The organism is Neisseria sp. CCUG12390 (assembly GCF_047837985.1).
Lineage (GTDB): Bacteria > Pseudomonadota > Gammaproteobacteria > Burkholderiales > Neisseriaceae > Neisseria.
Genome location: NZ_CP181244.1, coordinates 1,416,300 through 1,442,777, shown reverse-complemented (window position 1 = coordinate 1,442,777; position 26,478 = coordinate 1,416,300). Strand labels below are relative to the sequence as shown.

General features: G+C 49.8%; 28 protein-coding genes and 2 tRNA genes. 26 read left to right on the top strand and 4 right to left on the bottom strand.

From position 1 onward, the window contains the following. The first annotated feature begins 41 nt into the window (after positions 1-41). The 10 genes from ACM67E_RS06805 (at position 42) to ACM67E_RS06760 (ending at position 7,183) form a co-directional block, all read left to right on the top strand. A complete protein-coding gene (locus ACM67E_RS06805; protein WP_416190712.1) occupies positions 42-413 on the top strand; it encodes a SirB2 family protein in 372 nt (123 codons plus the stop codon). 12 nt (positions 414-425) lie between these two features. Next, on the top strand, positions 426-914 hold the full coding sequence (gene folK, locus ACM67E_RS06800; protein ID WP_416190711.1) for a 2-amino-4-hydroxy-6-hydroxymethyldihydropteridine diphosphokinase: 489 nt from the start codon (positions 426-428) through the stop codon (positions 912-914). 169 nt (positions 915-1,083) lie between these two features. After that, positions 1,084-1,719: a deoxynucleoside kinase gene (locus ACM67E_RS06795; protein ID WP_416190710.1), complete on the top strand. Its 636-nt coding sequence runs from the start codon at positions 1,084-1,086 to the stop codon at positions 1,717-1,719. Positions 1,720-1,879: 160 nt separating this feature from the next. Further along, positions 1,880-2,329 (top strand): peroxiredoxin, encoded by a 450-nt coding sequence (locus tag ACM67E_RS06790; RefSeq protein ID WP_416190709.1) that lies wholly within the window; start codon positions 1,880-1,882, stop codon positions 2,327-2,329. A 42-nt stretch (positions 2,330-2,371) separates the two neighbouring features. Further along, complete coding sequence (gene xerD, locus ACM67E_RS06785) at positions 2,372-3,247, top strand: site-specific tyrosine recombinase XerD (RefSeq protein ID WP_416190708.1); 876 nt, start codon at positions 2,372-2,374, stop codon at positions 3,245-3,247. Positions 3,248-3,301: 54 nt separating this feature from the next. Further along, entirely contained in the window at positions 3,302-3,730 is a 429-nt protein-coding gene (locus ACM67E_RS06780; protein ID WP_416190707.1) for a TOBE domain-containing protein, read from the top strand. Positions 3,731-3,955: 225 nt separating this feature from the next. Further along, entirely contained in the window at positions 3,956-4,159 is a 204-nt protein-coding gene (locus ACM67E_RS06775) for a (2Fe-2S)-binding protein (RefSeq protein ID WP_416190706.1), read from the top strand. Between the two features lie 366 nt (positions 4,160-4,525). Beyond that, positions 4,526-5,851 (top strand): branched-chain amino acid transport system II carrier protein, encoded by a 1,326-nt coding sequence (gene brnQ / locus ACM67E_RS06770; protein ID WP_416190705.1) that lies wholly within the window; start codon positions 4,526-4,528, stop codon positions 5,849-5,851. A 140-nt stretch (positions 5,852-5,991) separates the two neighbouring features. Beyond that, positions 5,992-6,915 (top strand): AEC family transporter, encoded by a 924-nt coding sequence (locus ACM67E_RS06765; RefSeq protein ID WP_416190704.1) that lies wholly within the window; start codon positions 5,992-5,994, stop codon positions 6,913-6,915. A 28-nt stretch (positions 6,916-6,943) separates the two neighbouring features. Next, complete coding sequence (locus ACM67E_RS06760) at positions 6,944-7,183, top strand: glutaredoxin family protein (RefSeq protein ID WP_416190703.1); 240 nt, start codon at positions 6,944-6,946, stop codon at positions 7,181-7,183. A 435-nt stretch (positions 7,184-7,618) separates the two neighbouring features. On the opposite strand, the gene rfbD is transcribed toward ACM67E_RS06760, so the two are convergent. After that, positions 7,619-8,479: a dTDP-4-dehydrorhamnose reductase gene (gene rfbD, locus ACM67E_RS06755; RefSeq protein WP_416190702.1), complete on the bottom strand. Its 861-nt coding sequence runs from the start codon at positions 8,477-8,479 to the stop codon at positions 7,619-7,621. Positions 8,480-8,698: 219 nt separating this feature from the next. On the opposite strand from rfbD, the gene ACM67E_RS06750 reads away from it, so the two are divergent. The 6 genes from ACM67E_RS06750 (at position 8,699) to pnp (ending at position 16,161) form a co-directional block, all read left to right on the top strand. Next, positions 8,699-9,289 carry a LemA family protein gene (locus ACM67E_RS06750; protein ID WP_416190701.1) on the top strand — a complete coding sequence of 197 codons (591 nt, stop codon included), beginning with the start codon at positions 8,699-8,701 and terminating at the stop codon, positions 9,287-9,289. A gap of 93 nt (positions 9,290-9,382) precedes the next feature. Further along, positions 9,383-10,246, top strand: coding sequence for a TPM domain-containing protein (locus ACM67E_RS06745; protein ID WP_416190700.1), 864 nt, complete (start codon positions 9,383-9,385; stop codon positions 10,244-10,246). Beyond that, entirely contained in the window at positions 10,246-10,758 is a 513-nt protein-coding gene (locus ACM67E_RS06740; protein WP_416190699.1) for a TPM domain-containing protein, read from the top strand. Before ACM67E_RS06745 ends, ACM67E_RS06740 begins: the two co-directional genes overlap by 1 nt. Positions 10,759-11,912: 1,154 nt before the next feature. After that, positions 11,913-12,788 (top strand): calcium-binding protein, encoded by an 876-nt coding sequence (locus ACM67E_RS06735; RefSeq protein ID WP_416190698.1) that lies wholly within the window; start codon positions 11,913-11,915, stop codon positions 12,786-12,788. A gap of 138 nt (positions 12,789-12,926) precedes the next feature. Next, complete coding sequence (locus ACM67E_RS06730; RefSeq protein ID WP_416190697.1) at positions 12,927-13,787, top strand: phosphoribosylaminoimidazolesuccinocarboxamide synthase; 861 nt, start codon at positions 12,927-12,929, stop codon at positions 13,785-13,787. 253 nt (positions 13,788-14,040) lie between these two features. Next, a complete protein-coding gene (gene pnp / locus ACM67E_RS06725) occupies positions 14,041-16,161 on the top strand; it encodes a polyribonucleotide nucleotidyltransferase (protein ID WP_416190696.1) in 2,121 nt (706 codons plus the stop codon). A 239-nt stretch (positions 16,162-16,400) separates the two neighbouring features. Here the strand turns inward: pnp and ACM67E_RS06720 are convergent, their stop codons facing one another. Then, positions 16,401-17,258, bottom strand: a complete 858-nt coding sequence (locus ACM67E_RS06720) for an MBL fold metallo-hydrolase (protein ID WP_416190695.1) — start codon at positions 17,256-17,258, stop codon at positions 16,401-16,403. Positions 17,259-17,385: 127 nt separating this feature from the next. Between ACM67E_RS06720 and ACM67E_RS06715 the strand changes: the two genes are divergently transcribed. Further along, positions 17,386-18,321, top strand: a complete 936-nt coding sequence (locus ACM67E_RS06715) for a GlxA family transcriptional regulator (RefSeq protein ID WP_416190694.1) — start codon at positions 17,386-17,388, stop codon at positions 18,319-18,321. 61 nt (positions 18,322-18,382) lie between these two features. Next, positions 18,383-19,162 (top strand): hypothetical protein, encoded by a 780-nt coding sequence (locus tag ACM67E_RS06710; RefSeq protein WP_416190693.1) that lies wholly within the window; start codon positions 18,383-18,385, stop codon positions 19,160-19,162. Between the two features lie 112 nt (positions 19,163-19,274). Here ACM67E_RS06710 and ACM67E_RS06705 read toward each other — a convergent pair whose 3' ends face one another. Beyond that, on the bottom strand, positions 19,275-19,910 hold the full coding sequence (locus ACM67E_RS06705; protein ID WP_416190692.1) for an alpha/beta hydrolase: 636 nt from the start codon (positions 19,908-19,910) through the stop codon (positions 19,275-19,277). 80 nt (positions 19,911-19,990) lie between these two features. Further along, complete coding sequence (locus ACM67E_RS06700; protein ID WP_416190691.1) at positions 19,991-20,782, bottom strand: polyamine aminopropyltransferase; 792 nt, start codon at positions 20,780-20,782, stop codon at positions 19,991-19,993. 240 nt (positions 20,783-21,022) lie between these two features. Between ACM67E_RS06700 and ACM67E_RS06695 the strand changes: the two genes are divergently transcribed. From ACM67E_RS06695 to ACM67E_RS06660, 8 genes are all read left to right on the top strand, one after another. Next, positions 21,023-21,098 (top strand) — tRNA-Thr (locus ACM67E_RS06695). Between the two features lie 35 nt (positions 21,099-21,133). Then, positions 21,134-21,209, top strand: a tRNA-Thr gene (locus ACM67E_RS06690). A gap of 131 nt (positions 21,210-21,340) precedes the next feature. Next, positions 21,341-22,132 (top strand): 3-methyl-2-oxobutanoate hydroxymethyltransferase, encoded by a 792-nt coding sequence (gene panB / locus ACM67E_RS06685; protein WP_416190690.1) that lies wholly within the window; start codon positions 21,341-21,343, stop codon positions 22,130-22,132. 208 nt (positions 22,133-22,340) lie between these two features. Then, entirely contained in the window at positions 22,341-23,180 is an 840-nt protein-coding gene (gene panC / locus ACM67E_RS06680) for a pantoate--beta-alanine ligase (RefSeq protein ID WP_416190689.1), read from the top strand. Between the two features lie 268 nt (positions 23,181-23,448). Next, positions 23,449-23,931: a LemA family protein gene (locus ACM67E_RS06675; protein WP_416190688.1), complete on the top strand. Its 483-nt coding sequence runs from the start codon at positions 23,449-23,451 to the stop codon at positions 23,929-23,931. 160 nt (positions 23,932-24,091) lie between these two features. Further along, positions 24,092-24,925 carry an amino acid ABC transporter substrate-binding protein gene (locus ACM67E_RS06670; protein ID WP_416190687.1) on the top strand — a complete coding sequence of 278 codons (834 nt, stop codon included), beginning with the start codon at positions 24,092-24,094 and terminating at the stop codon, positions 24,923-24,925. Then, a complete protein-coding gene (locus ACM67E_RS06665; protein WP_416190686.1) occupies positions 24,915-25,631 on the top strand; it encodes an amino acid ABC transporter permease in 717 nt (238 codons plus the stop codon). Before ACM67E_RS06670 ends, ACM67E_RS06665 begins: the two co-directional genes overlap by 11 nt. 9 nt (positions 25,632-25,640) lie before the next feature. After that, complete coding sequence (locus tag ACM67E_RS06660) at positions 25,641-26,393, top strand: amino acid ABC transporter ATP-binding protein (RefSeq protein ID WP_416190685.1); 753 nt, start codon at positions 25,641-25,643, stop codon at positions 26,391-26,393. The last annotated feature ends 85 nt before the right edge of the window (positions 26,394-26,478 follow it).

The window sequence follows — 26,478 nt, the reverse complement described above, 5'->3', positions numbered from 1 at the left end:
GGTAAAATAGCGGCATTCTCAAACCAACCATAACCATTATCATGCAATATCTGATTGTCAAACATAGCCATATGTTTTTTGTGGCGGTTACCATTTTACTGTTTAACCTGCGCTTTTTCTTACTGTGGAAAAATCCGCAAAAGCCCTTGGCCGGTGTATTAAAGGCCTTGCCGCATTTGAACGACACCATGTTGCTCTTTACCGGCTTGTGGCTGATGAAGCTGACCCATTTCACTCCGTTCAACGCCCCTTGGCTTGCGGTTAAAATCGTTTTACTGTTGGTATATATCGGTTTCGGCGTAGCCATGATGCGTTCTGCTCCGCGTTCAACCAAATTTTATGCCACTTACGTGTGTGCCATGGCTTGCGTATTGACGATTCTCTATATGGCCTTATTCAAACCTTATTTTTAAGGCCGTCTGAATATGCCGAACCGAAAATCCGCTGTCATCGCATTGGGCAGCAATCTGCAGAATCCCGTAGAGCAAGTTAAATCCGCATTGGCAGCGATTGATGCCCATCCGCAGATTAAGATTGAACAAATCTCTTCGCTCTACATCACTGTGCCCGTCGGTTATGACGACCAGCCTGATTTTGTCAACGCCGTTTGTGCGGTGTCCACCACATTGGAAGGGAAAGACTTACTGGCCGCATTAAACCGAATCGAAGCGGATTTCGGCCGTGAACGCACATTCCGCAATGCACCGCGCACCTTGGATTTGGACATTATCGACTATGATCATCAAAGCAGCGGTAATCCGCATTTGACCCTGCCGCATCCGCGGGCGCATGAGCGCAGTTTTGTGATGAAACCGCTGGCCGAGATTTTGCCTGATTTCGAATTGGGGGAATACGGCAGGGCAGCCGATATTGCTGCCCGATTGGGCGATGATGGGATTAAGTTATGTAGTTAGGCCGGCAATCAGGCCGTCTGAAAAGATTCTATCAATATTCAGACGGCCTTAATCGTTCAATTCGCAAGTAGCCGGTTGAATATCGATTTTTATCCGACAAATCGGGGCGACTCATAATGGCTCTGATAAAATACCGCCGGAAAATAAAAATACAGTTTAGGGAATTTACATGAACTATCGTTATATTGTGGTTGAGGGCGCCATCGGGAGCGGTAAGTCAGAATTGAGCCGCCGCTTGGCAGCCCATTTTGATGCACTTCATCTGACTGAAAATACCGAACAAAATCCTTTTTTAATGCAGTTTTATTCGAATGCCAGCAATCACGGTTTGGCGGCTGAATTATATTTTCTGATGCGTCGTGCCGAAAGCGTGGATGTCATTAACGCCGAAGAAGAAAAGGGCGGCATGATTGTGGCGGATTTTTTGCTGGAAAAAGACCAGATTTTCGTGCCGGTGGTGTTGAACGATAAAGAACAAGCCTTGTTTTGGGCATTGAAACGCCGTACGTTGCCGCAATACCCCGTGCCGGACTTGGTAATTTATCTGCAAACCGCTGCCGATACCGACCGCAAACGCCTGCAAAAGCGCGGCGACAGTGCGGTCAATCTGTTCCCGGCAGGTTATCTCAACCGTATCCACGTGGAATACAGCCGTTTTTTCCATCTTTACCAAAATGCACCGTTGCTGATTGTGAATGCCGACGAATTGGATGTGAACGGCAACGAAGAGCATTTCGAGTTGTTGCTGCGAGCCGTAAGCGATTTGCAGGGCAGCCGCAATTATCTGAATTTAAGTGAAAAATAGCCTGATAGGCCGAGACTTTTGCAAGACATTGATTCGGATGCCGTCTGAAGTATGCCGGCGTAAAAAGTACAGGCGTATCATCAAGATAAACTGTGCATCAGGAATATACCGAAGAGAAGAATTTTGCAAAGGACGCAGGCCGTCTGAAACGGAATACAGCATGTCAAAATATGAATTTACCCTCCCATCCAGTAGCGGTGAAGATTTCCACTCCGCCGAACACCTGCCTTTGATTGTGTATTTTTACCCGAAAGACAGTACCCCCGGCTGCACCACGGAAGGTTTGGATTTCAATGCGCGGTTGGATCAATTCAAAGCATTGGGTTACACCGTGGTCGGCATTTCGCGCGACGGCGTAAAAGCGCACCAAAATTTCTGCGCGAAACAAGGCTTCCGATTCGAGCTTTTGAGCGATAAAGACGAAACCGTGTGCAAAATGTTTGATGTCATCAAGCTGAAAAAGCTGTACGGGAAAGAATCCTTGGGTATCGAGCGCAGCACGTTTGTGTTAAACGAGGCCGGCGAAATCGCACACGAATGGCGCAAGGTCAAAGTGGCCGGCCACGCGCAGGAAGTGTTGGAAACCGTCAGCGCGTCATCACCTGCATAACAGGCCGTCTGAAAACGTCATATTTTTCAGACGGCCTCAATCATGATGAATATTTTAATCGACAACCTTTTGGAACATCTTTGGCTGCACCACCGCCTGAGTCAAAATACCCTGCAAAGCTACCGGCGGGATTTAGAGAAAGTGGCGGCGCGTCTGCACAATAAACAGCTTGATTGGCTGAATGCGATGCGTGAAGATGTGGCCGAAGCCGTGTACGATGCCGCCGAAAAAACCAGTTCGCAAGCGCGTTCGTTGTCGGCATGCAAAAGGCTGTATGCTTGGTTGGAAGAAACCGGCCAACGTGCTGATAATCCTACTGCTTTTTTAAAATCGCCGAAGCAGATGCAGCAATTGCCGAAGTTCATCACCGAAAACCAAATCGACCGGCTGTTAAGCGCGCCCGATACCGACACACCTCACGGGTTGCGTGACAAAGCTTTGCTGGAAGTCATGTATGCCACCGGCCTGCGCGTGACCGAAGCGGTGAAGCTGCAATTGGGCGATATGGATCTGGGTAAGGGTCTGATTCGAACGGTCGGCAAAGGGAATAAGCAGCGTATCGTCCCCTTGGGCGGTGAGGCGGTTTACTGGATCGAGCGTTACCTGCAGGAAGCACGCCCTTTGTTGCTGAAAGAAAAGATGTGCGACGAATTGTTTGTCAGCCAGAAACGCGTCGGCATTTCCCGCCAATTGGCATGGATGATTGTGAAGGAGTATGCCGAAACCGCAGGCATCACTGCGTTAAGCCCGCACGGCTTGCGCCATGCTTTTGCCACGCATTTGGTCAACCACGGCGCGGATTTGCGGGTGGTACAGACTTTGTTGGGGCATGCCGACATCAGTACCACGGAAATCTACACCCATGTGGCCAACCAGCGTCTGAAAAGTGTGGTCGAACAGCATCATCCGAGAAACTGAGTTTCAGACGGCCTCAGATATGAATAGGCCGTCTGAAATCAAAAAAGGAACATTATGAAAACCAGTGCGCGCAACCAATTTGCCGGAGTGGTCAAGAGTATCTTTACCGACGGCATGTACAGTCAAGTCGTGCTGTCTTTGCAGAGCGGTCACGAATTGTCCGCCGTCATCTCCAGCGAAAGCTGTGCCGAATTGAGTCTGCAAGAAGGTGCAGCCGCGGTTGCCCTGGTGAAATCCACCAACATCATCATTGCCACCGATTTGGAACATATCAGGCTTTCGGCCCGTAACCAACTGAAAGGCATCATCGCCCATGTCGAACGCGGTGCGGTCAATTCGATTGTCACTTTGGATTTGGGCAACGGTCTTCATATCAACGCGGGTGTAACCATGCAAAGCACCGAACAGCTTGATCTGCATCCGGGGCAGTATGCTACGGCGGTGTTTCGGGCAGATAGTGTGATTTTGGGTGTGTTGGCTTGAGATATGGCTGGAAAGGCCGTCTGAAAAACCATTGTGTTTTCAGACGGCCTTTTTAAATCAACCATTTGAAAATATTTTAGTAATTTTATCAAGATTTAGATTTTAATAAAAAATTTCCAATGAATTTATACTGCCGGTTGATTGCAATAGGAACAGTTTTTATTTATATTCACGGTTAAGAATAAAACTAAATCTCATTATGAGATGGGACTCAGGAGCACTCACATGTTTGTATGCATTTGTAACGCCATTACCGACCGCGACATTAAAGAATCCGTTGCTGCGGGCGCAACGACCATGAGCGATTTGCAGGATCAATTGGGTGTTGCGACTTGTTGCGGTTGTTGCAGCGATTTGGCCGCTTCGTTTCTGAATAACGGCGCAGCAGCCCAAACCACCGTTACGGCAGGGATTAATATCCAAGCCTGATTCGGTCAGAATACGGTAAGGCCGTCTGAAAATTTTTCAAAATCATTGATTGCGAAAAGTTTTCAGACGGCCTTTTGTTGCGTGTCGGGCAGACGGGACACAATGCTTGAATCGGACCGATGCTGTTTCAGTTTGCCATTCTTCGGCCGATATCGGCTAATCATGAAAAATAAGTTGATGATTTTTGAAAATTTGACTATTCTTGACACCTGCTTTACATTTTTCGGACGAAATGATGGGCGTCGCTAAAGCAACAAGCGTTGTTTGCCCGTAAAAAGTAAATGTGAAATCGGTTGTGCATGCGGTGTTTGAGCCGCGGTGGTGCATGATGTTTTATTGTAGAAATAAGAAAAACAGGTGTTACACATGAATTCTTCAGGAAATCAAAAAGCATCGCTGTGGGCTGTCGGTCTGATGCTGTTTGCTTTGTTTTTTGGTGCCGGTAATTTGATTTTTCCCGCTTTTTTGGGGCAACAGGCCGGTGAAAATTGGTTTTCGGCCATGCTGGGCTTTTTGCTGACCGGGGCGGGCTTGCCTTTGTTGGGCGTGATTGCGATCGGTTATTCCAATTCCCGTGATGTGCAGGTGTTGGCTTCCCGCGTGACCCCTTTATACGGCATTTTGTTCGCTTCGGCTCTGTATCTGGCCATCGGCCCTTTGTTTGCGACGCCGCGCACGGCAACGGTGTCGTTTGAAATCGGCGTGGTACCTTATATCAGCGAAGAAAACAAAACGCTGGGACTGGCATTATTCAGTTTATTCTTCTTCGGCGTCGCTTATTGGCTGTCGTTATCACCGGGCAAACTGGTGGACCGTATCGGCAAAATTTTGACCCCGGCATTGTTAATCACAATTGTTATTTTGATGGGCTATGCGGCGATGAATCCGATGGGGGCATTGACTGAGGCACAAGGTGATTTTGCCGTCCGGCCGTTTGCCAAAGGTATTTTGGAAGGCTACGGTACCATGGATGCGTTGGCATCGCTGGTATTTGCCATTATCGTGATTGATGCCGTCCGCGCCATGGGTGTGGATAACCGTGCCGAATTATTGCGCACCACAACCATTGCCGGTGTCGTTGCAGCTTCCTGTCTGGCGTTGGTCTACCTGATGATCGGCTATATGGGGGCAACCAGTGTGGCCGGTTTGGGTTTGCAGGAAAACGGTGCGGCGGTATTATCGAAAACGGCGCAATATTATTTCGGCAACGGCGGCAACATCTTATTGAGCGTGATTGTTTTCTTGGCGTGTCTGAGTACCGCAATCGGTTTGATTGTGGCCAATGCGGAATTCTTTAACCGCTTGTGCCCGGGCATTTCCTACAAAACCTTTGTTACCGTTTTTACCGTGGTGTCTATGGTTTTTGCCAACAAAGGTTTGGCCGGTATCATCAGCTTTTCGATTCCGGTGCTGATGCTGCTTTATCCGCTGACCGTGGTGATTATTCTGCTGGCGTTTCTGCACAATTTGTTCGGTGGCGGACGCATCGTCTATATCTGTACGATTTTCTTTACCCTGATTGTCGGTATTTTGGATGCGTACAAAGCGGCATTCGGTTTCAGCAATGAAACCGCCGCAGCCATCAACAACGCTTTGCCGTTGTACGACATCGGTTTGGGTTGGGTATTGCCTGCCGTGGTCGGCTTTATTCTGGGCTGCATCCTCAATGCCGTGTTCAAAAAGAAAGCCTAATCGTCCCATAACCCGATAAGTGCATTCGGGCCGTCTGAAAAAAGATGAGAAAAGTCTTTTTCAGACGGCCTTTTTACATCTATTCTGTTTTACAATAGTCATCCGGCTTGTGGCCGGAGTTTGAAACTTTACGGATTGTTATGTCAGCTATTTTTACCATCATCGCACCGGTGTTTTTAATGATTGCCATCGGTTACGGAGCGATGCGGCAGCGGGTTTTCAGCCGCGATCAGTTCGACGGTTTGGGTAAATTCGTCATTAAAATCGGTATGCCGATGATGGTGTTCAATGCCATTGCGACACGGCCGATAGCCGATGTGTTCAAGCCGGAATACTTTTACGGCTATACGCTGGCATCCGGTTTGCTGTTTTTCATCAGTTGGTACGCCACGAAAAAACGCGGCCTTGATTCCAAGCTGGCCGCTTTAAACGGTTTGGCGGTGGGCATGTCGAATTCCGGTTTTGTCGGCTATCCCTTATTGCTGATGGCAATCGGCCCGGCGGCGGGTGTGTATTTTGCCATGAACGTATTAACGGAAAATCTGCTGATTTTGCCGTTGATGTTCATTTTTCTGGATTTGGCCAAAGGCGGGCAAACCGATTACCGGGCGCTGTTTGTCCGTATCGGCAGAAGTTTGCTGACCAATCCGATTATCATTGCGATGCCGATAGGCTTGGTATTTGCTTTCGGCTGGCTGCCGCTGCCGGTGTTTATGGACAAACTTTTCGCCATGCTCGCGGCGGCCACTTCGCCGCTTGCGCTGTTGATGATCGGCGGCAATCTCTACGGCATGAGCATACGCGGCAATGTGAAGGACATGGCGTGGGTGGCATTCGGCAAATTGGTCTTGTGTCCGTTAATGGTGTTTGTCTGTTTATGGCTGGCCGGCGCGGGTGAAGACATGATTTTCGCCGCCTTATTGTTTGCCGCGACGCCGATGCCCAGCCTGTATGCGCTGTTCGGTGGATTGCACGGTTTTGCCAAAGAAACATCGGGTGCGATGCTGATGGCGACGTTGCTGTCGGTTATCCCGATTTCGCTGGTGTTGATGCATTATCGTTAAAGGCCGTCTGAAAACAAAGGAAAGATAAATGAAACTGACTTTGATGTTCCGCGAATATTGCAGCCTGTGCCATAAAATGCGCGACCAATTGCTGCCGCTTCGGCAGGAATTCGGTTTTGAGCTGGATGTGGTTGATGTCGATGAAGATCCGGTTTTGGAAGAAAAATACAATGAACTGGTGCCGGTGTTGCTGCACGGGGAGCAGGAAATCTGCCATTGGTTTTTAGACGAAGACAAATTAAGAACACATCTGCAGGTACAGTCTTGATGTGACAATGCCGTCTGAAAATCTGATTTTCAGACGGCATTCGGAATGGTTAAAGGTGCGGCCCGGCATGGCGCACCTTGATTTCTGATTAACGGCTTTGCACTTTGGCAGGCGTCGTCGGTTTGTTGCCGAAAGAGGCACGTTTGGCCGCTTGGAAAATGGACTGGCGTCGACGGTGTTGCATGATACTTCCTTTCACTTTGTTACTTATTATACGGATAAGCAGTTTTATCGAATCCGCACTATCGTGAGATATTCAGGATATTAGGTAATTCCGTTCCGGTTGACTAGAGCGGTTGTGTAAAGTTCCTGAGTTTCTCTGTCAGAAAACATCATAAAGTATCAAGATGACAGAATGTTGGCGAAAAGGCCGTCTGAAAACATTTTTCAAATGATGTTTTCAGACGGCCTTTCAAGCAGCGGGACAGCTGGAATTTACAATTTGCCCATGATGTCGTTTAAGGCTTTCTGCCAGTCCGATGCTTTTACGCCGAAATCGCGCTCGATTTTGTGGTTGTCCATCACGCTGTAGGCAGGGCGAGGGGCAGGTAGCGGGTATTCGCTGCCGGGAACGCTTTTCAATTCAGGCATTTTAAAACCTTCGATATACCGGGAGGCCGTCTGAAAAACGGCTTGGGCGAATTCATACCAGCTGACCGATTTGTCGCCGCAATAATGATAAATCCCGCGGCGCGGTTCGGTTTCTTCGATGACGGCAATAATGGCGGCGGCCAAATCGCCGGCATAAGTCGGATTGCCGGTTTGGTCGTTGACGACGGATAAACTGTCGCGCTCGCCGGCCAGCCGCAGCATGGTCTTGACGAAATTGTTGCCGTATTCGCTGAACAGCCAGGAAGTGCGGACGATCAAAGCTTCCGGGTGCGCAGACAAGGCAAGCAGTTCGCCGGCCAGTTTGCTTTTGCCGTAAACGCTTTGCGGGTTCGGGGCATCGGTGGTGCGGTACGCGCTTTTGTTGGAACCGTCGAATACATAATCGGTCGAAACATGAATAAACCGCGCATGGATTTCGTGTGCGGCCGAAGCGAGATGGTGCACCGCACCGGCATTGACGGCGAATGCTTCGTCGATTTGTTCCTCGGCCTTGTCAACGGCGGTATAGGCGGCGGCATTCACAACCACATCCGGTTGGAAATTGTGCACCATATTTTTGACGGCCTGCGCATCGGTAATGTTTAAAGAGCTGGAGTCGGTGGCAATCAGTTCCCAATTTTCAGGCAGACGGTCACGCAGGCAATGAGCCAGTTGGCCTTTGGAGCCGGTCAGTAAAATTCGCATATGGGCTTCTCCTCACTGGTTTGACAAGTGGTTTCGGTAATCGCAGGGATTATTATAGTGCAAATCCGTTACCGATTATCCGTAATTTCATTTTGTCCGTCATTTTTTGATTGAAAAAATATTTTTTCAGTTATACTCGCACACAAGTTTTCAGACGGCCTCGTTAGATTTTTGAGTCAGGCCGGAAATCTTTTTAATATGATATTAACGGAGAATGCAATGTTCAAAAAATGGTTGGCCGTATTGGCCGTGATGACTTCGATGTTCAGCCTGAGCGGTTGCGGTTACAACACCATGCAGACGCAAGACGAAGCGGCCAACGCTGCCTGGTCGGAAGTGTTGAACCAATACCAACGCCGCGCGGATTTGATTCCGAATCTGGTCAATACCGTCAAAGGTTATGCAACGCACGAAGAAGACGTGTTTACCAAAGTCACCGAAGCGCGCAGCAAAGTCGGCAGCATGCAGCTGAATGCGGAAGATGCGGCCAATCCTGAGAAGTTGAAGCAGTTCCAACAGGCGCAGGGCGAATTGAGCGGCGCATTGTCGCGCCTGCTGGTGGTATCCGAAAACTATCCGCAATTGAAAGCAGATCAGAATTTCCGCGATTTGCAGGCGCAATTGGAAGGTACGGAAAACCGTATCGGCATCGCGCGTAACAGCTACATTAAGGCGGTGCAGACTTATAACACCACTTTGCGCCAGTTCCCGCAAAACATCACTGCCAAAATCTTCGGTATGCAGCCGCGTGCGAATTTCAGCGTGGAAAACGAAGGTTCTATTTCCAACGCACCTAAAGTCGAATTCTGATTGTTTGATTTTTCAGACGGCCCGGGAAATCCTCAGGCCGTCTGAAAACATAGGATTTTGATGCGGTTTGTCAAAATCCGGAAAGGCGGAGTTATGCAGTCTGTGATTCAAAAAACGGCTGTCGCACTGGCCGCGTTGTTGAGCAGTTTTCTACTGTTTGCGGCCGAATTGGTACCTGTTCCGATTTTGACTGCGCCGGTGATGGACAACGCGCAGATGATGAGCGCAGAAGCACGTTCGGCTTTGAACGCGCATTTGCTGCAATACAGCAGGGAAAAAGGCAGCCAGATTGTGGTCTTGACCGTGCCGACGATTGCGCCGGAAAGACCGTTTGACTATGCGTTGCGCGTGATGGAAGAATGGCAGCCGGGGCGTAAAGACATTAACGACGGCGTACTGCTGCTGCTGGTGCGTGACGAGCGCAAAAGCCATCTGGCGGTAGGGCGCGGCTTGGAAGGTGCGATTCCCGATGTGTACGCCAAGCGTATTTTGGACGATGTGATGCGGCCTTATCTGCAGCAAGGGCAAAACGATGCGGCCATCAATCAAGCGGTGGCGCAGATTGAAAAACTGATTGCCGGTGAAGGTTTGCCGGAAGCGGCTGACACGAATGCAGGACAAGACGGTGAGCCGTCGTGGATGATGTTGCTGTTCGTTCCGTTGGTGTTCGGCAGTTTCTTGAAATCCATATTCGGCCGCTTTTTAGGCAGCCTGATTACCGGCGGGTTGTTGTTCGGCCTGACTGTCATGTTCGGCTGGGCATTGTGGATTGGCATCGTCGCAGCCATAGGTGGCGCGCTGTTTACTTTCCTGCTGGGCTCAAGCGCATTTATTTCCGGCGGCGGATTCGGCGGGAGCAGTCCGCGTGGCGGCTGGCGCAGCGGCGGTAGTTTCGGCGGAGGCTTCGGTGGTGGTGGCGGTAACTTTGGCGGCGGTGGTGCCTCGGGGAGTTGGTAATGGAACAAAACAGATTCAAACGTTTGTGGCAACACTGGAAACATCCGCGTTGGCGGGTAGAGAAGTTTTTTCCGACTGCTGATTTGGAACGCATCAGCCGCGAAATCGGTTTTTCGGAGCAAAAACATGCCGGTCAAATCCGCTTTGTGGTCGAATCCCGTTACGCCAGCAGCGAAGTGCTGGCCGGTTTGGATCCGCACACCCGTGCGTTGCAATGGTTCGGCCAATTAGGTGTGTGGGATACTGAACATAACAGCGGTGTTTTAGTGTATGTTTCTTTTGCTGATCATGTGGTTGAAATTATTGCCGACCGCGGAGTCAGCCGCAAAGTACCTCAAGAAAAATGGCAGGAAATTTGTGATTTAATTCGTACATTTTTTCGTGAGGAAGAATATATCAAAGGCCTGGAAACTGGGCTGCAGGCGGTAAATGATGTATTGGCCGAGTTTTATCCGCAGGAGCTTAACGCCATTTATCGGGATGATTTGGATAACGATGTGATGATGGTGTAGTTTGTTTTACTTTGTTTAAAGGCCGTCTGAAAACCGATTTAATCGGTTTTCAGACGGCCTTTTATCTTATGCTGCTGAAGAAAGGGGGAATAAAATCAAGGAAGACTGATGCTCGGATTGCTGATAATTTGAGTTCGGCAATTTTTGGTTACAGTATTTTATACAAGAAATATTATGCTAAATATATATTTATTTAATAAGTATGTAACTATATATAAATATTAATTTATTTTATATATAAGTCATATTTTGTTTTATCAGAGTGACTGTGTAAAGAATGATGGAATTTTAGCAAGCTATATAATTGATATTTTATTGCTTATAGGCAAATTAATTATTATGACTTATCAATATTTTCGGGCTATAATTTTGGATATAAATTAAATAATAGGTAATTAATACAATGATTTATTGTAATTTCTTTGTTATTTTCAGGTCTTTGGAATAATTTGGTTTGAAAAATTAAAAAAATCAATATAAGTAAAGAAAGTGAATATTATTATGTCGTTTAAAATCCCTTTTGTCATTGATTGATACCGTTCGATTAATCAAATTAAATGATGACGTAAAAATTATTAGAATAATATAGCTTGCTGGGCTACCTGATTTTCCGGGTATCAGTTTGCATTTTTTTAATTTTTTGGGAGTGATATAAAATGACTTATTTTAAAGGTGGTTTTTCTTCTGCCGGCTATAAATATTGCGCACCGGCCAAATCATATAACAACTACTGCTCGCCTACGACATCTTATAAAGTGAGCTTCAATAATTATTGCGCACCTTCTTACTCAATCAAATCTTTCTCAGGCCATTCTTCTTTGTTGTGTGCACCTGTTAAGCCGATATATAAAGTAGTGTGCTATACCTATAAGTATGATTGCGAGCCGAACAAACCAATTTTTCCTAAGCCGCAACCAAAACCTGAGCCGAAGCCAGAACCAAAACCTGAGCCGAAGCCAGAACCGAAACCTGAGCCGAAGCCAGAACCGAAACCTGAGCCGAAGCCAGAACCGAAACCTGAGCCGAAGCCAGAGCCAAAACCTGAGCCAAAACCGCAGCCTAATGACGATGACTGCGAGGATTGCATTGATGACGGCAATCAAACCAATGCATATGGCGGAAAAGATACCAATCAGGGCAATGTCATTCATATCGTGAAGCCCGAAGACGGTGCCAGCAATACCGAAGGTACGCAGGGTAAAGATACCATTTGGGGTACCGACGGTGAAGACATCATTTATGGTAAAGGCGGAGCCGATGTCATTCACGGCGGTCCGGGTAACGATACCATTAAGGGTGATGACAATGGTGATACGTTGTACGGCGATTCAGGCAAGGACTATCTGAACGGCGGCAAAGGCAATGATTACCTGAACGGCGGCCCCGGAGCCGACATCATGCGCGGCAGCGACGGCGGCGATGCTTATTATGTGGAAAATCCGGGCGATGAAGTTATCGAAGACGGCAACCTCGCTTCCGGCCATGACGGCGTACACAGCTCAATCGACTACGTTTTGCCGAGAAATGTGGAAGATCTCTATCTGCAAGGTTCGGATAATCTGAACGGCACCGGTAACGAGCTGAACAATACCATCAACGGCAATTCGGGTGACAACAAACTTTACGGCTTGGGTGGCGAAGACTGCTTGGTCGGCAAAGACGGATGTGATTATCTCGACGGCGGCGTAGGTAACGACGTGTTAATCGGCGGCAGCGGCGACGACACCTACTTCTTCGACAAAGGCTACGGCTACGACATCATTGAAGACAACAGCGGCGACGACACCTTGTCGTTCGGCAGCGGTATCTGCGTGGAAGATGTGATTCTGTGCCAAGAAGGAGATGATTTGAGCATTACCTTCGCAAACAGCACCGACAGCATTTTGGTCGGAGACTGGTTTGTCGGTTCTGAGAACCAAATCGAGAATTTCACATTCACCGACGGCAAAACTTACGCGGTATCAGGTTACGATACCGGTTCGCTGGTGTTGACCCAAATTCAAGAACAGGCAGCCACCGCTTCCATTTAATGCCACGATACGGTAGATAAATCTCCGTTACAGGCCGTCTGAAAATTTTCAGACGGCCTTTTTTGCCGGCAAATACAGCGGTTGCAAAGTTTATTTGTTATAATTTGCGCTTCCGATAAACCGTTGCAGGAAATCAAAATGTCTGAAATCAGTCTGAAAAAAATTTATTCGGGTAAGGTGCGCGATTTATATGAAATCGACGACAAACGTATGCTGATGGTCGCATCCGACCGCTTGTCGGCATTCGATGTGATTTTGGACGACCCGATTCCGGGCAAAGGCGAAATCCTGACGCAGATTTCTAATTTCTGGTTTCAGAAACTGGCGCATGTCATGCCCAACCATTTTACCGGCGATACCGTTTACGATGTTTTGCCGGAGAACGAAGCCAAAACATTGGAAAAGCGTGCCGTCGTAGCGAAAAAACTCATGCCGGTCAAAGTCGAAGCGATTGTGCGCGGCTATTTGGCGGGCAGCGGCTGGAAAGACTATCAAAAAACAGGCACGGTTTGCGGCATCAAACTGCCGGAAGGAATGCGGGAAGCGCAGCAGTTGCCCGAAGTGATTTTCACGCCGTCAACCAAAGCCGAAGTGGGCGACCACGACGAAAACATCAGTTTCGAACAATGCGAGCAAATCATCGGCAAAGAGCTTGCCGCCGAAGTGCGCGACAAAGCCATTCGGCTTTACACCGAGGCAGCCGAATACGCCAAATCGCGCGGCATCATTATTTGCGATACCAAATTCGAATTCGGTTTGGACGAAAACGGTACGCTGACGCTGATGGACGAAGTATTGACCCCCGATTCCAGCCGTTTCTGGCCGGCAGACCAATATCAAGTCGGCACCAATCCGCCGTCGTTCGACAAACAGTTCGTGCGCGACTGGCTGGAGCAAAGCGGCTGGAACAAGCAGGCTCCTGCGCCGAAAGTGCCGGCAGAAGTGATTGAAAAAACCCTTGAAAAATATCGGGAAGCATGGAATCTGCTGACCCGCTAAATACCGAAAAAGGCCGTCTGAAAACCGCACTGTTTTTCAGACGGCCTTTCTCTGTTTGAGAAAATATCTTATGTAGATTTAACCTGCATTTAACGTTATAATCGCAGGCTGGCGCAAGCAGGGAAGTTTCCTGAGGCCGTCTGAAAAATCTGACCAACCCGGCCGCATCGGTCTGAAACCCTAACCATGCACATTCACGCTTCAGTGTGCATCATTAGTGTTTTAGCGGTGCGGCATCATCGAAAGGACAAAAATGTTCGACAAACACGTTAAAACCTTCCAATACGGCAACCAAACCGTAACCTTCGAAACCGGCGAAATCGCCCGCCAAGCCGCTGCGGCCGTTAAAGTATCGATGGGCGATACCGTCGTATTGGTTGCGGTAACGACCAACAAAGACGTGAAAGAAGGCCAAGACTTTTTCCCGTTGACCGTTGATTATCTGGAACGCACTTATGCCGCAGGTAAAATCCCCGGCGGTTTCTTCAAGCGAGAAGGCAAACAGAGCGAAAAAGAAATCCTGACCAGCCGCCTGATCGACCGTCCGATTCGTCCGCTGTTCCCCGAAGGTTTCTACCACGACATCCAAATCGTGGCGATGGTGGTGTCTGTTGACCCTGAAATCGATTCAGACATTCCGGCCATGCTGGGTGCATCTGCCGCACTGGTCTTGAGCGGTGTGCCTTTTGCCGGCCCGATTGGCGCGGCGCGCGTGGGTTATGTCAACGGTGCATACGTTTTGAACCCGACCAAAGCGCAATTGGCGCAATCACAATTGGATTTGGTGGTTGCCGGTACGGAAAAAGCCGTGTTGATGGTGGAATCCGAAGCCGACATCCTGCCTGAAGACGTGATGTTGGGCGCGGTGGTTTACGGCCACGAGCAAATGCAGGCCGCCATCAAAGCCATCAATGAACTGGCCGATGACGTAAACCCCGAAGTATGGGATTGGAAAGCGCCGGAAACCAATGAAGAACTGGTGGCGAAAATCCGCGAAATTTCAGGCGAAACCATCAAAGAAGCCTTCAAAATCCGTTCCAAACAGGCGCGTTCGGCCAAGCTGGACGAAGCATGGGCAGCCGTGAAAGAAGCCCTGATTACCGAAGAAACCGATACGTTGACGGCGAACGAAATCAAAGGCATCTTCAAACACCTGGAAGCCGATGTCGTGCGCAGTCAGATTCTCGACGGCCAACCGCGTATCGATGGTCGCGACACCCGCACCGTGCGTCCGCTGAACATCCAAACCGGCGTACTGCCGCGCACCCACGGTTCCGCATTGTTTACCCGCGGCGAAACCCAAGCATTGGCCGTGGCGACTTTGGGTACTTCTCGCGACGAGCAAATCATCGATGCCTTGAGCGGCGAGTACACCGACCGCTTCATGCTGCACTACAACTTTCCGCCGTATTCCACCGGCGAAGTCGGCCGTGTCGGTGCGCCGAAACGCCGCGAAATCGGCCACGGCCGCTTGGCAAAACGCGCATTGTTGGCGGTATTGCCCGAGCCTGAAGATTTCAGCTACACCATGCGCGTGGTTTCCGAAATCACCGAGTCTAACGGCTCGTCTTCGATGGCTTCGGTTTGCGGCGGCTGCCTGAGCCTGCTGTCTGCCGGTGTGCCGTTGAAAGCACATGTTGCCGGTATCGCTATGGGTTTGATTTTGGACAACAACAAATTTGCCGTGTTGACCGACATTTTGGGCGACGAAGACCACTTAGGCGACATGGACTTCAAAGTGGCCGGTACCACCGAAGGCGTTACCGCGCTGCAAATGGACATCAAAATCCAAGGCATTACCAAAGAAATCATGCAAATCGCCCTAGCTCAAGCCAAAGAAGCGCGTCTGCACATTCTGAAGCAAATGCAGGAAGCCGTGGCTGGTCCGCAAGAATTGTCTGCCCATGCGCCGCGCCTGTTTACCATGAAAATCAACCAAGACAAAATCCGCGACGTCATCGGTAAAGGCGGCGAGACCATCCGTGCCATTACCGCCGAGACCGGCACCGAAATCAACATCGCCGAAGACGGCACGATTACCATTGCCGCGACCACTCAGGAGGCAGGCGATGCCGCCAAAGCGCGTATCGAGCAGATTACCGCCGAAGTGGAAGTCGGCAAAGTGTACGAAGGTACGGTTGTGAAGATTTTGGACAACAACGTCGGCGCAATTGTATCGGTTATGCCGGGCAAAGACGGCTTGGTACACATCAGCCAAATCGCCCACGAGCGCGTCAACAATGTGAACGACTACCTGAAAGTCGGTCAAACCGTTAACGTGAAAGCTTTGGAAGTGGACGACCGCGGCCGCGTGCGTCTGTCGATTAAAGCCTTGCTGGAAGCACCGGCACGCGAAGAAAAAGCGGCTGAATAATCCGTAGCCTGAATCAAGGCCGTCTGAAAACGAATTCAGTTTTCAGACGGCCTTTTGTTTTTTCTGTTCCGTTAATCGGATTTGGATAGCAAGCCTTAAGTGTGCCGGCTTAAGATTTTTCAGACGGCATGAATGCCGTCTGAAAATTCGGCAGTATCAATTTCTACATCAATCCGCCTGCGGAAAAAGCCGTCTGAAAAACATCATCTGCTTTTCAGACGGCCTTTGACCATGATTCATCAGAATTTCAGCGTCTGGCCGTTGCTTGGCACGTGTACGCGCGAGCCTAAGCGGTTGGCTTTCACATATTTGCGCATATCGTCGCTGCTGACCGTGGCGTGGTTAACCGCGTCCATATGTACGGTAACGATTTGCGCGTTTGGTGCGGTGCGGTAGGCTTTGCCCACGTCTTCCGTTCCCATGATGATGCCTTCTTTAAATTGCGGCATACGGGCGAGACCGGTGTTCATTACGATGATTTCGGGTTTGTACTGTGCCAATGCGTGATCGACATGGTAGTTCCACAAGGTGTCGCCGACGATATACAGGCTTTTCTCGCCTTGGGCTTGGAACACGACGCCCATCGCATCGCCCAGCATTTCCGCCAATTGCGGGTTGGCATACATTTCATCGCTGCCGTGTTGGCCGCCGGTTTTGCTCAGGCGCACGTTTTTGAATTCGGTGTTTTGACCGACCACGCGCACGTCTTTAAAACCTTGCGCACGGATGATTTTCGCATCATTGGCGTTTTGCACGAAAACAGGCAGGTTTTTCGGCAGCAGTTTTTGTGCGGCCTCGTCCCAATGGTCTTCATGGGTATGGGTAACGACAACCGCGTCCACACCTTTCACTACATCGGCGACCGACTGTGGCAATGCGTTCAACGGATTGCGCAGTTGGCTGTTGACCGTACCGGCAAAGCCGGCATAGGCACCTTTGGGCGCAAGATACGGGTCAACCAAAAATGTCGTTCCGCCATAATTGATTTTGGCGGTGGCATTGCGGATATGCTGATAGCTCACTTCGGCCATAGCAGGCGCGGCGGCAAACAGAGCAGAGGCGGCCAATACGGCGGTAAACAAGGCATTCGGTTTCATGATTTATTCCTTAAACGTGATGATTGAATCGATGAAACGCATTGTACGCAGCCGCAGGCCGTCTGAAAATTGACATTCAGTTCAAAAAACGTAAGAATCGGGTCAATTTCATGTCCGGAAAACCATCATGCTGAAAATCGCTTTGCTGCTTTACCCCGATGTCAATCCGTTTCATTTTTCCGTGCCGTATATGGCGTTTCAGGATGCGGCGGAAGAAGGGCTGTTTGACGTAAAAATCGTGACGCCGACGGGAAAACCGCCGGCAAACCAAATCATGCAGCCGCCTATCGACGGCGGTTTGGAATTGATGGCGCAATGCGATATTGTGGTGGTGCCGGGGTGGAAAGACGAAACAACGCAACCCTTGCCCGAATTGGCCGCCGCGCTTCAGACGGCCTGTCGGCGCGGTGCATATATTGTCGGGTTGTGCTATGGAGCGTATGCGCTGGCTTACGCGGGTCTGCTCGACGGCAAAAAAGCGGCGACGCATTGGAAAGGCGAGGCCGATTTCAGCCGCCGCTTTCCGCAGGTCAAATTAGACGTAAACTCGATTTACGTGGAAGACGGCAACATCATTACGTCCGCAGGCACGGCTGCCGCGCTGGATTGCTGTCTGCACATCATCCGCAAGTTTTACGGCGCGAAAGCGGCGAACAAAACCGCGCGGATGCTGGTCGTGCCGCCGCACAGGGAAGGCGGGCAGGCGCAGTTTATCGAACGGCCGCTGGCGCAATCGACCAAAGATACGCAAATCAACGCGCTGCTGGACGATTTGCGCGAAAACCTGCATTTGCCGCAAACCATTGATGACGCCGCCGGACGCGTATCCATGAGCCGCAGCACGTTCATCCGCCACTTCAAAAAAGCCACCGGCATGACGTTTCTCGAATGGCTGCACAAGGAGCGTTTGCAGCGCAGCTTGGATTTGTTGGAACACACGGGCTTTACCGTCGAACAAATCGCCGGGAAAACCGGTTTTCAAAACGCAGTATCGTTCCGCCAGCAGTTTTTCAAGTATTACGGAACCAATCCGCACGCTTGGCGGAAAATGTTCGGAGAGTAAAAAGTCTCAGGGTTTCTACATCAAAGTGATCGACAGCAAATTACAGCCTTAGGAGTAATCAATGAAATTCTCAGTTGCAAAAAAAATAGAGAGCTATACCGGCTTTATGTATGATTTTTGTTTTAACCATACAAATCCGGAAAATAATGATTTTTTAGGCAATTACGGTTCTCATGATATAACAGATGTATTAAATGCCACACTGGTTAATTTAGGGGAGCGCTATGCCCCTATTTTAGAGCGCGGCATCAATTGGTTATATCATGGGATTGAACACAACGAGGGCATAGGTCCCAACCATAATGAAAGTATCGCCTTTCATCAAACCAATCTGCATATCAGTTTGGCCTTGGGTTTATGGTTGCGCGATAATCAAGATGATTTAAGCTTGTGGAATAGGGTTTTGGATTTTCATCAGCAAAGTCTCTTGAATCCAGATCTCTACCCTGAAAGTCAAATGCCCACTGCCCAATTAGCTGATTGGGGCACGCGTTGTTTATTAGCGCAACAATATGAGAAAGGCATTGAAGGATACCGTCAATATCATCCGGCTGAAATTTCGACAAAACATCTCCATATGTCGGAAGCGAAACTGGCTTATGCTTATTGCCTGCATTACGCGGAGCATCAATTTTCATATGATGAATTGTTTTCTGCCGCCAGAAAATTATTAAACAGAAAAATGGAAAATGATTGGCTTAGCAAAGGGCAAATCGAACATGCCGCAATATGGCTGAAAATTGTCTATGCTCATGAACAAGCCGATTTGTTACCCAAACAACTCCTCTGGAAAGCCTATGACCATATGCCTAAGGTAGAAAAGCCCGAATTTGCGAAGTGATGAAAACCGGCGTTTATGGTCATGAAACACAGTTTAAATTCAAAATATTATGCCGTCTGAAATATTTCCGAATCTTTCAGACGGCATGACACACAGTTGATGCCAAAGGAAATCAATCTAAAACCACCGGCGAAAAACGCGCAACCGTATCGCGCAACGCAATCAGTTTGCCGTGGAAAAAGTGGGTGGAGCCGGCAATGGCAATCACCGGAATATCCTGCGGTTCCGCCCAGGCCAAAACTTTTTTGATCTCAACCACTTCGTCTTCCGCGCCGTGGATGATTAAGGTTTTGTTCGGATTCGGGGCGGCTTGCGGCTCAGGGCGGTCGGTGTAATGGTTCAGCGCGGCACCCATCAGCAGCAGCATATCCGGTTCGCGCTCTTGTGCGGCAAAGTTGGCGACATAGCCGCCGAACGAAAAACCGGCCAACACGAATTTTTCCAATTCGGGGTGTTGCGCACGGGCGTAGTCGATGACGCGGATGCAGTCTTCGGTTTCGCCGCGGCCGTAATCGTGTTCGCCGCCGCTGTTGCCCACGCCGCGCAGATTGGGCAGGTAGCAATGGAAACCGAGGCCGGTTAAGGCTTTGGCGGCGGTTTGGATGACTTTGTTGGTGTTGGTGCCGCCTTGCAGCGGGTTGGGGTGGTTGATGACCGCCACGCCGCGGGCGTTGCCTTGGGCAGGCAGGTAAATGGTTTCAAGCAAACCGACAGGGCCTTGAATCGAGAGCGTCTCGGGTTTCAACATAATGATTTCCTTTGATTTTTGTGTGAGGCCGTCTGAAAATTTTCAGACGGCCTTTGTCTTGCAGAATGGTATCTTTTGGCTCACAGGTAAAAATGTTTGCCGTTGTTCTGATTATTCGCTTTTAAATCCGCCAACATGCGCTTGAAATTCAAATCGTAACGTTCGCCCAATTTGTCGGCGCGTTTTTGCAGCGCATCGATATTTTGCTGTTTCGGGCTGTTTTGAAAAGCCATGACTGCCATATTGCCGTGGCTTTCGGCAGGAAGCTCCAAAACGCGCCCCTCGAATACGTTCAGTAACCGTTCGACAAAATGCCGGTAGCGTTTATCGCCGCTCCACCAGTTGGTGACAAAAATACCGTTTTCCGACAAGGCATTACGGCAGTTTTCAAAAAACGGTTCGCTTACCAGATCATCGATAATCTGCTCGCCGTCGAATCCGTCCACCAAAATCACGTCGGTATTGCGGCGGAACACTTTGATGTATTCCGCGCCGTCGGCTTCCACGATTTCGAATTTTTCACCTTCAAACGGCAGCTCGAACAAACTGCGTGCCACAGCAATCACTTGCGGGTTGATGTCGACGGCAGTCTGCTTGGTATCGGGCAGGTAGGCATCAATCCAGCGGGCAAAAGAGCCGCCGCCCAAACCGATCTGGGTGATATGGCGCGGCGTATTTTCGGCAAACAAAAGCCAGCCCATCATCGCGCGGCTGTAAGACAAAACCAGTTCGGCAGGGTGGTCGAGATTCATCGAACTTTGAATGGTCGCGCTGCCCAAATGCAGCGAACGGATATTGTCTTCTTCGGAAATGCCGACTTCGGGCAGCTGAGCTTGCGGTGCGCGCAGACGGCGGTAGGGATGTTGTGCCATGTGGGGGAATCGTAAAAGATGGGGAGCCGATTATTTTAACAGAGTTTGCGGTATTTTTCAGACGGCCTATGACCGGGCGGGTACGGTATTTTATCCGCTTGATTTTTATGATACGGAGGCCTTAAAAATAAAGAAGGTAATATTCAATTAAAAATCAAGTGTTTTGTTAAGGGCTGGATTTTTTTGGCGGCAAAGCCCTTGCCAATGCAGAAAGTTAACGGCATAATGCTGTCTTTCCCAGCCGGTATAGCTCAGTTGGTAGAGCACCTGACTTGTAATCAGGGGGTCCCGAGTTCGACTCTTGGTGCCGGCACCAGTTTTTACTGTATTGCTTTTTTTGCAATCGGTGAAGCCGGTATAGCTCAGTTGGTAGAGCACCTGACTTGTAATCAGGGGGTCCCGAGTTCGACTCTTGGTGCCGGCACCAAAATAAAACAGCTTAATCATGGATAGTGGTTAAGCTGTTTTTTATTTATCGATATACATTTGGCACCAAAGCCTTATAATGGCCTCGTTTTAATCCGATAAGGCCGTCTGAAAAAGACAGGAACCACGACCATGATTACTGTGAACACGCTCCAAAAAATGAAAGCCGAAGGCAGCAAAATCTCGATGCTTACTGCCTACGAAGCCAGTTTTGCAGCCTTGATGGACGAAGCCGGCGTGGATGTTTTGCTGGTGGGCGATTCCTTGGGCATGACCGTTCAGGGGCGTGCTTCCACGCTGCCGGTCAGTCTGCGCGATATGTGCTACCACACCGAAGCTGTGGCGCGCGGTGCGAAAAACGCGATGATTGTGAGTGATTTGCCGTTTGGCGCGTACCAGCAGAGCAAAGAGCAGGCCTTTGCGGCGGCGGCCGAATTGATGGCGGCCGGCGCGCATATGGTCAAGCTGGAGGGCGGCGTATGGATGGCGGAAACGACCGAATTTCTGCAAATGCGCGGTATTCCGGTGTGCGCGCATATCGGCTTGACGCCGCAGTCGGTGTTTGCGTTCGGCGGCTATAAAGTGCAGGGGCGCGGTGATAAGGCGCAGGCTTTGTTGAATGATGCCAAGGCGCATGACGAAGCGGGGGCGGCAATCGTCTTGATGGAATGCGTACCGGCTGCATTGGCCAAACGGGTAACCGAAAGCGTGAATTGCCCGACCATCGGGATCGGCGCGGGCGTGGATTGCGACGGGCAGGTTTTGGTGATGCACGACATGCTGGGCGTGTTCCCGGGCAAAACGGCCAGATTCGTGAAAAACTTTATGCAGGGCAAAGACAGTATTCAGGCTGCGGTAAAGGCATATGTGGATGAGGTCAAATCCCAAACCTTTCCTGCACCCGAGCATACTTTTGCCGATTAAGCAGTCAGGCTGTGATTTTGTGCGGTTGATAGCGGAAAATCAGATAGCGGCAAAATGACTGAACTTTAAACCGTCAGGCCGTCTGAAAAGTTGTTTTTCAGACGGCCTGACGGTTTCGGGCGGTTCCAATTTGGTTATCGCCGGTGCAAGGCGTATAATCGTGCCGTTATTTTCAGACGGCCTACCCGTCCCAAGGATTATTCAGATTATGCAAATCATTCATACCGTTAAAGAATTGCGCGAGTGGCGTAAAACCGCCGGCAAAGTGGCGTTTGTGCCGACCATGGGCAATCTGCACGAAGGCCATTTGGCTTTGGTGCGCGAAGCGAAAAAACGTGCCGATAATGTGGTGGTCAGTATTTTCGTCAACCGTCTTCAGTTCGGCCAGGGCGAAGATTTCGATAAATACCCGCGCACCTTGCAGCAGGATGCCGGCAAGCTGGCCGGAGAAGGTGTGGCGGTGGTGTTTGCGCCCGACGAGAAAGAGCTTTATCCCAATGTCGAGCAGCGTTACAACGTCGAGCCGCCTCATCTGCAAAACGAATTGTGCGGCAAGTTCCGTCCCGGCCATTTCCGCGGCGTGGCGACCGTGGTAAGCAAGTTGTTCAATATTGTGGAAGCGGATGTTGCCTGTTTCGGAAAGAAAGATTATCAGCAGTTGGCAGTCATCAAAGGGCTGGTGGAGGATTTGAATTTCAATATCGAAATCGTTCCGGTCAACACCGGCCGCGCTTCCGACGGTTTGGCTTTGTCCAGCCGGAACCAGTATCTGAACGAAGCCGAGCGCGCTGAAGCACCGCGCTTGTACCGTGAACTGCAAACAGCGGCGGCGCAATTGCAGGCAGGTAATGTTGCGTATGCGCAAATCGAGCAGGCGGCTGTCGAAAATCTCACCCAGGCCGGCTGGACGGTGGATTATGTCGAAATCCGCCATGCAGACAGCCTGCAGGTGGCGCGTGTGGGTGACAAGGATTTGGTGGTTTTGGCTGCGGCACGTTTGGGCAGCACGCGTTTGATTGATAATGTAGAAGTTTCGTTGGATTTGTAAAGATATTTTTAGTTATAATAAAGGCCGTCTGAAATTTTCAGACGGCCTTTATTATGCATGATGGGAAAATTTATTCATTTTAGGTTATAATTCCGGCATGGGTGCAGTGTGATATAGTGCCATAAAAATGAACGCACCTGCGACAATAAAAAAGGAAAACTCTATGGGAATGCTGGCAATTTTATTGATTCTCGTCTTATTGGCCGGTGTCATTGTTATCTGTAAACAAAAGTTAACGGCGGTAAAGCAGGATTACCAAGAATCTTTTATGGCTTTGAAAATCGCTTTGCTGTGCCGACATCAGGCCGCAAAACATGTTTTGGAAGCATCGCAGCTTTATCTGCTCAATGCGGAAGATTTAAAAAACGATTTGGCTAAGGCCTGCGCCGAAGCGGAATGGGCATTGACATTGGCGGCGCGGTCGGTATCGGAAGAATCTTTGGCCAAATTATCCAAGGCAGAAAGCCGGTTGACGATTTCTTTGAGGGCGTTGCAAAGTCATCTGAAAAACGAATTAAAACACCGTGAGGATGAAGATGTAGCTACCCGGCTGGAAATGCTGGATGCCTCGGAAAACGATGTGCTTCATGCGCGCCGCGCCTACAACCGCGGAGCGGAACGCTACAATCATTTGCTGCACAAAGCGCCCATGTCAGTTTGCGCATCTCTCTTGGGTCATAAAGAGAGTGCGGCATTGATTAAGTTTGAAGACAATCATGCGGCGCAAATGAGCAAACATTTAATGGTCTGATTTGGGGACAAAGGCCGTCTGAAACAGAATATTTCAAAAATGCTGTTTCAGACGGCCTTTGTTATATTTTTTAATTATAAGTCATAGCAAAAGCATTCTTTGTGTTTAAACCCCATATCCATTAAAATAGCCGCTTTAAAATGCACACAGGAATCAAGCGATGTTGAAAAAATTCTTATTGGGCAGCATGGCTGCTCTGGTTTTGGCGGCTTGCGGCGGTGACGGCGGCTCTGCTGCATCAAATGCCGCTTCCGGCGCGGCGGGTACGGCCAATGCTTCAGGTTCGCTGATTGAGCGCATCAATAATAAAGGTACCATCACCGTCGGTACCGAAGGGACTTACGCACCGTTTACCTATCATGACCAAAGCGGCAAACTGACCGGTTATGATGTGGAAGTCACCCGTGCGGTGGCGGAAAAGCTGGGCGTGAAAGTCGAATTTAAAGAAACCCAATGGGATGCGATGATGGCCGGTCTGAAAGCAGGCCGTTTCGACGTGGTGGCCAACCAAGTGGCGTTGACCAGCCCCGAGCGTCAGGCAACATTCGACAAATCCGAGCCGTACAGCTGGAGCGGCCCGGTATTGGTGGCACGCAACGACAGCACCATCAAATCGGTTGAAGAAATCGCCGGCAAAAAAGCCGCGCAGTCTCTGACCAGCAACTACGGCGAACGCGCCACTGCGGCCAAAGCCGAAATCGTACCGGTGGACGGTTTGGCGCAATCGCTGATGCTGATTGAACAAAAGCGTGCCGAAGTGACGCTGAACGATGAATTGGCGGTGTTGGATTATCTGCAGAAAAATCCGAATGCCGGTGTGAAAATCGTGTGGACTGCGCCTGCGGACGAAAAAGTCGGTGCCGGCCTGATTGTCAATAAAGGCAACGACGAAGCCGTCGCCAAATTCAGCGAAGCAATGAAAGAATTGCAGGCAGACGGTACCTTGAAAAAATTGGGCGAACAATTCTTCGGAAAAGACATCAGTGTTAAATAATCTACTGGCTTCTCTGCCGTTTATGACGGAAACGCGCGCTGATTTGGTAATTAGCGCGTTTTGGCCTATGGTCAAGGCCGGATTTTTGGTATCGGTGCCGCTGGCCGTGGCTTCGTTTGTCATCGGTATGATCATTGCCGTTATCGTGGCGGTGATTCGCGTGATGCCGTCTGAAAACTGGCTGCACAAGATTTTTCTGGCTTTGGCGAAAATCTACGTTTCCGCCATCCGCGGAACACCGATTCTGGTACAGATTTCGATTGTATTCTACGGTCTGCCCGCCATCGGTGTATTCATCGATCCGATTCCGGCGGCGATTATCGGCTTCTCGCTCAACGTCGGCGCGTATGCTTCGGAAACCATCCGCGCGGCAATTTTGTCGGTACCGAAAGGACAATGGGAAGCAGGTTTTTCCATCGGCATGACCTATATGCAGACCTTCCGCCGCATTGTCGCGCCGCAGGCGTTCCGCGTCTCCGTCCCGCCTTTGAGCAACGAGTTCATCGGCTTGTTCAAAAATACGTCTTTGGCCGCCGTCGTTACCGTTACCGAACTTTTCCGCGTGGCTTCCGAAGTGGCCAACCGCGCCTACGATTTCCTGCCGGTCTATATCGAGGCAGGTATCGTATATTGGTGTTTCTGTTGGGTATTGTTCCTGATTCAGGCAAAAATCGAAAAACGCTTTGACCGTTATGTCGCCAAATAAGGAAAAAAGATGATTAAAATCCGTAATATCCATAAAACATTCGGCGACAACACCATTTTGCGCGGTATCGATTTGGATGTGAACAAAGGTCAGGTAGTCGTGATTCTGGGGCCTTCGGGTTCGGGAAAAACCACGTTTCTGCGCTGCCTGAACGCATTGGAAATGCCCGAACAGGGACAGATTGCGTTTGATAATGACGCTCCTTTGAGTATTGATTTTTCGCAGAAACCGACCAAAGCCGACATCCTCGCGCTGCGTCGGAAATCCGGCATGGTGTTCCAGCAATACAATCTCTTTCCGCACAAAACCGCATTGGAAAACGTGATGGAAGGGCCGGTGGCGGTTCAGGGCAAACCGGTGTCGCAGGCTCGGGAAGCGGCGCTGGGGCTGCTGCAAAAAGTCGGTTTGGGTGACAAGGTGGATCTGTATCCGTACCAATTGTCGGGCGGCCAGCAGCAGCGTGTCGGCATTGCCCGTGCGTTGGCGATTCAGCCCGAATTGATGCTGTTTGACGAGCCGACTTCCGCGCTTGATCCCGAGTTGGTGCAGGATGTGCTGAACACCATGAAAGAATTGGCGCAGGAAGGTTGGACGATGGTGGTCGTAACTCACGAAATCAAATTCGCCATGGAAGTGGCGGACGTCGTGGTGGTGATGGACGGCGGCGTGATTGTCGAGCAGGGCGCGCCGGAAGTGCTGTTTGATAATCCGCAACACGAGCGAACCCGCCGCTTTTTGCAGCAAATCCGTGCCCAAGAATAGCGTTGTTCAATATAAATGAAAGGCCGTCTGAAAAAGAAATCCCGTTGAGACGACGGATTTTTCAGACGGCCTTTTTATATGAATC